This is a genomic window from Sphingorhabdus sp., assembly GCF_046596595.1.
Lineage (GTDB): Bacteria > Pseudomonadota > Alphaproteobacteria > Sphingomonadales > Sphingomonadaceae > Sphingorhabdus_B.
The window spans coordinates 1-4596 of sequence record NZ_JBKJMB010000023.1; the positions used below are offsets into that span (position 1 = coordinate 1).

Annotated in this window: 5 protein-coding genes; 4 read left to right on the forward strand and 1 reads right to left on the reverse strand. The window is 54.5% G+C overall.

Translation table 11 applies throughout. The features are described 5' to 3' along the window. The coding region (locus ACLL9E_RS01930; RefSeq protein WP_411290057.1) for a dienelactone hydrolase family protein at positions 1 to 440 on the reverse strand (440 nt) is incomplete at its 3' end. Positions 441 to 528: 88 nt separating this feature from the next. Between ACLL9E_RS01930 and ACLL9E_RS01935 the strand changes: the two genes are divergently transcribed. From ACLL9E_RS01935 to rsmG, 4 genes are all read left to right on the forward strand, one after another. Next, positions 529 to 789, forward strand: a complete 261-nt coding sequence (locus ACLL9E_RS01935; protein ID WP_411290058.1) for a DUF6489 family protein — start codon at positions 529 to 531, stop codon at positions 787 to 789. 7 nt (positions 790 to 796) lie between these two features. Further along, a complete protein-coding gene (mnmE, locus tag ACLL9E_RS01940) occupies positions 797 to 2092 on the forward strand; it encodes a tRNA uridine-5-carboxymethylaminomethyl(34) synthesis GTPase MnmE (RefSeq protein ID WP_411290059.1) in 1296 nt (431 codons plus the stop codon). Between the two features lie 66 nt (positions 2093 to 2158). After that, complete coding sequence (gene mnmG, locus ACLL9E_RS01945; RefSeq protein WP_411290060.1) at positions 2159 to 4030, forward strand: tRNA uridine-5-carboxymethylaminomethyl(34) synthesis enzyme MnmG; 1872 nt, start codon at positions 2159 to 2161, stop codon at positions 4028 to 4030. A gap of 56 nt (positions 4031 to 4086) precedes the next feature. Continuing rightward, positions 4087 to 4596, forward strand: a 510-nt coding sequence (rsmG, locus tag ACLL9E_RS01950; protein ID WP_411290061.1) for a 16S rRNA (guanine(527)-N(7))-methyltransferase RsmG, incomplete at its 3' end; no start/stop codon positions are given.

Consider the following 4596-nt stretch of genomic DNA (forward strand, 5'->3'; position numbering starts at 1 on the left):
CCAACCGACGCGCTGATATCTGTGCGTGTTGCGGCCATATAGGCCAGCCTTCCGCCCAGACAATAACCGACACAGCCGATCTTTTGTACAGGCGCGTGGCTGGATAGTCCTTTGCGAATGGCATGAATCGCTGCTTCAATATCGCGGACGCCATCATTGGCATCATATTGGCCAAAATAGCCAAATGCCTCCTGAAGCTCGGATTCAACATCAGGATTAAGCTCGACCCCCGGTGCAAAGCGCCAGAAGATATCGGGCGCGAGAGCGAGATATCCGGCGTTCGCCAACTGATCGCACTTCGCCTTGATACCTGGATTTACACCGAATATTTCGGGAATTACGATAATGGCAGCGCTAGCTGGCGTGGCTGGGGCAGCCATATAAGCCGGGAACAGCGCATCTTCACCCAAAGCATCAATCTGAACCATATTACCCATCATCTTCTCCTTGGCGGACATTCTCCGCAATTGCGTGACTGGACTTAGTCATTATAGTGGTCCGCATCAGATAATAAGAGAGGTTCTGCCCATGAAGATGAACATTGAAATCGATTGTTCGCCCGAAGAGGCGCGGGCGCTTCTCGGTTTGCCGGATGTTACCAAGGCAAATGAGGCCTATGTGGAAAAGATCACGAACCTCATGAATGGCGCAGGCGGGGTTGAACAGCTGCAGGAGCTCGGGAAGCAGATCGCACCCATGGGTCAAATGGGGCTGCAACTGTTCCAGCAGTTGATCGAGACTGGAGCCAAAGCAGCGATGTCGGGCCTAAATCCCAAAGACAAAAAATAGACTGTAGATGCATTCCGCAGATACGATTTTCGCGCTGTCGAGCGGCGCGCCGCCTGCGGCTATTGCGATCATCCGGATCAGCGGCGGTGTAGCCTTTGACGTCGTCCGCGGCCTTGCTGGTAAGCTGCCCCGACCGCGACGGGCGTCCTTGAATGTCCTGCGGTTGCCCGGAAATACGGAAGTGCTCGATGAAGCGCTTGTTCTTGTCTTTCCTGGCCCCAATAGTGCGACAGGTGAAGATTTGGCGGAGCTGCACGTGCATGGCGGCAGGGCGGTCGTGCGAGCAGTTGAAGACGCTATAGCGTCCTTCCCCTTGACCCGACGCGCGGAAGCCGGCGAATTTACCCGCCGTGCTTTTGCAAACGGCAGAATTGACCTCAACGAAGCCGAAGGCCTAGCTGATCTTTTGGCAGCGGAAACGGAATGGCAGCGAAAGGCGGCAAGCCTCATGTTCGGCGGCGCATTTAGCACCGCAATTGAAGGCTGGCGGCAGGAGGTGCTTCGCCTCTCGGCCCTTACAGAAGCTGAACTTGATTTTTCGGATGAAGACGACGTCGATTCGCAGAATAAAGACGCTATTACAATAGGATGTGGGATGATCTGCGCCGCTATAGACGCCACGCTCGCAAACCCACCCGTTGAAAAGTTGAAGGATGGATTGCGCGTTGTTTTGGCTGGTCCGCCCAATAGCGGAAAGTCGACATTGCTGAATGCGCTCGTCGGACGTGACGCGGCAATTGTGTCCGATATTGCAGGAACGACGCGGGACATGATTGAGGTGCCCGTGAGCGTCGCGGGCATCAGCTTATTGTTTACCGATACGGCTGGGCTTCGCGACGACAGCACAGACGTTATAGAACGCATCGGGATCGACCGAAGCCATGCCGCAATGCAGCAAGCGGATATATTGCTGTGGCTGGGAAAGGAAGGCAGTGGCCCCGCACATCCGAGCGTGATTGAGGTCGCACCCAAAAGCGACGCTGAAGGGCATGAAAAGAAACAGCCTCCTGCGATAAATGTATCGGCATTTGAGGGGACCGGCATTACTGAACTTCTCCAGACGGTATCGGAGCGCGCAAAAGACCTCATTCCACCACCTGACCAGTTCGCCGTAAACGCGCGGCAAAGAATGTTACTCACAGAAGTCGCGGCAGCGCTCAGTGCATGCACGGATGTCGAAGACTGGCTAATCATTGGCGAAAATCTGCGTCAGGCGCGTCGCAGTCTCGACGCATTGACCGGACGTGCACACACGGAAGAACTTCTCGACAATATTTTCGGGAAATTTTGCGTCGGTAAATGATGTTTCACGTGAAACATTTTCAGGCACTGTTTTGACCACGGCGCATTGTTCGTCTATGTGCAGCTGATGCAACCCGATTTTGACATTATTGTAGTTGGCGGTGGCCATGCCGGTACCGAGGCCGCAGCTGTTGCTGCGCGTATGGGTCTGCGCGTCGCATTGGTCAGCTTCGAGCCGGAGATGATCGGTGCAATGTCGTGTAATCCGGCTATCGGTGGGCTTGGAAAAGGGCATCTCGTGCGCGAAGTAGATGCCTTTGACGGTTTAATCGGCAAGGCAGCAGATGATTCCGCCGTGCACTACCGAATGCTGAACGCATCCAAAGGTGCAGCGGTGCAAGGCCCGCGTGTGCAAGCTGACCGCAAATTGTTCAAGTCATCCATCCAGCACCAGCTGGCGCAACTTACTGGCCTGCACATTATCGGGGCGGAAGCAGCTGCATTGCACTTCCGCCGTGGTGCCTCCATGCGCGTAGCTGGCTTGGTCCTTGGCGATGGTTCGGTCGTCACATCTTCGGCTGTTATCCTCGCTACCGGAACGTTTTTGGGCGGAAAGTTGTTTCGAGGCGAAGAACGATTTGATGGTGGCCGGGTCGATGAGGCGTCGGCGCTGCTCTTGTCCAAGCAATTACGGGGTGCTGGCCTTCCCATATCGCGATTAAAAACCGGGACCCCTCCGCGTCTGGACGGTCGGACAATAAACTGGGCGAAGCTCGAGTTACAGCCATCAGATGATGACGGCTGGACGATGTCATCCATGCGGCATCGCCGCGTAGTGCCTCAACTGTTTTGCGCCATGTCGCGCACGAACTCCAGGACGCACGACATCATCCGCGCAGGGCTTGACCGGTCGCCATTGTTCGGTGGTGATATCGAGGGCAGGGGGCCACGTTATTGCCCATCGATTGAGGACAAGATTTTTAGATTTGGCGACCGTGATGGTCATCAGGTGTTTTTGGAACCCGAGGGTTTAGAGAGCTACTTGATCTACCCTAACGGGATTTCTACGTCACTGCCGACGGACATTCAACACGATATGGTTCGGTCTATGACTGGGCTCGAGCAATGTGAAATAATGGTTCCCGGCTACGCGGTTGAATATGATCATATCGATCCGCGATGTCTTGATTCCAGTTTAAAGGTGCGCGGCTTCGACGGATTATATTGTGCCGGTCAAATCAACGGGACAACCGGCTATGAAGAGGCTGCGGCGCAGGGACTTGTCGCAGGACTGGGTGCGGCTTCTGTAATTCTGGGGCAGCCAATGCCGGCCATTGACCGAACGAACAGCTACATCGCGGTAATGATTGACGACTTGACCTTACAAGGTGTTACCGAGCCATATCGAATGCTGACTGCACGAGCCGAATACAGACTGCGTCTACGGTCGGACAATGCGCCTTCACGGCTCACGGCAATGGCAATGGATGTGGGCGCGGTTGGCAACGAGCGCGCCGCCGCCTTTGATGCACGGATGACTCGACGAGGCGAACTTTTGACCAGGCTCGATACCCAGGTCAGTGCGGATGTTCTTATAAAACGCGGTCTGACAGTTAAGCAGGATGCAGGCAAAATGTCGCTGTTTGATTGGCTGCGCTTCCCGCAAGTGGAAATATTAAAGGCATTAGGGGAACGACCGGAGGCATGGCCGCAGGACCTCCTGATGGAGTTGGAGCAAGACGGCCGTTATGCACCCTATTTGGCCCGCCAAGAGAGCGAGATTAACGATGTGGTGGCCAATGAGCGGATCAAACTGCCCGTTTCGACTGACTATCGGGCAATTTCGGGTCTTTCGAGTGAGATGGTGGAGCGGCTAGAAGCCGCCAAGCCCGATAATCTGGCTGCCGCGGCGCGTATTAGGGGCATTACCCCGGCGGCATTAGCGGCCATATTGGTACATGCGAAACGGTTATCACCTTCGGTCGCGCAGGCAGCATGACGGACGATGAGGCGAAAACATGGCTACAAAAGCAGTTACATGTTTCACGTGAAACAATGGGCGAATTAGAGCTTTTTGTGACGTTCCTAAAACGTGAGGCGCAAAGCCAGAATCTCATTTCCGCAAGCACTTTAGACCATATTTGGTCGCGTCATATCGTCGATAGTGCGCAACTTTTAACATTATTAGGCGACGTTCACCCAAATATGCGATGGTTAGATCTTGGCTCAGGTGCCGGATTTCCAGGTCTCATCATCGCCATACTGACTGACTTTCACGTCACCCTTGTTGAATCGCGCTCTCGCAGAATTGAATATCTCGAGCGTGCGGTGGAAATGCTTGACCTATCCAAGCGCGTGCGTGTTGCCGGTATAACGCTTGAGCGTCTGGAAACCGCCCCATTTTCGGTCATAAGCGCACGTGCGTTTGCGCCTTTGCCTAAAGTGTTTGCGTTAGCATCCCGGTTTTCCACAAATAACACTTTGTGGCTCTTGCCAAAGGGGCGTAATGCAAGTCATGAATGGAGTACCGCCCAAAAGGATTGGCAGGGAGAATTCCGCGTTGCG

Excerpts from the sequence above, each read along its gene's own strand:
- ACLL9E_RS01935 (WP_411290058.1), top strand. The coding sequence starts at position 529 with ATGAAGATGAACATTGAAATCGATTGTTCGCCCGAAGAGGCGCGGGCG.
- mnmE (WP_411290059.1), top strand. The coding sequence starts at position 797 with ATGCATTCCGCAGATACGATTTTCGCGCTGTCGAGCGGCGCGCCGCCT.
- mnmG (WP_411290060.1), top strand. The coding sequence starts at position 2,159 with ATGCAACCCGATTTTGACATTATTGTAGTTGGCGGTGGCCATGCCGGT.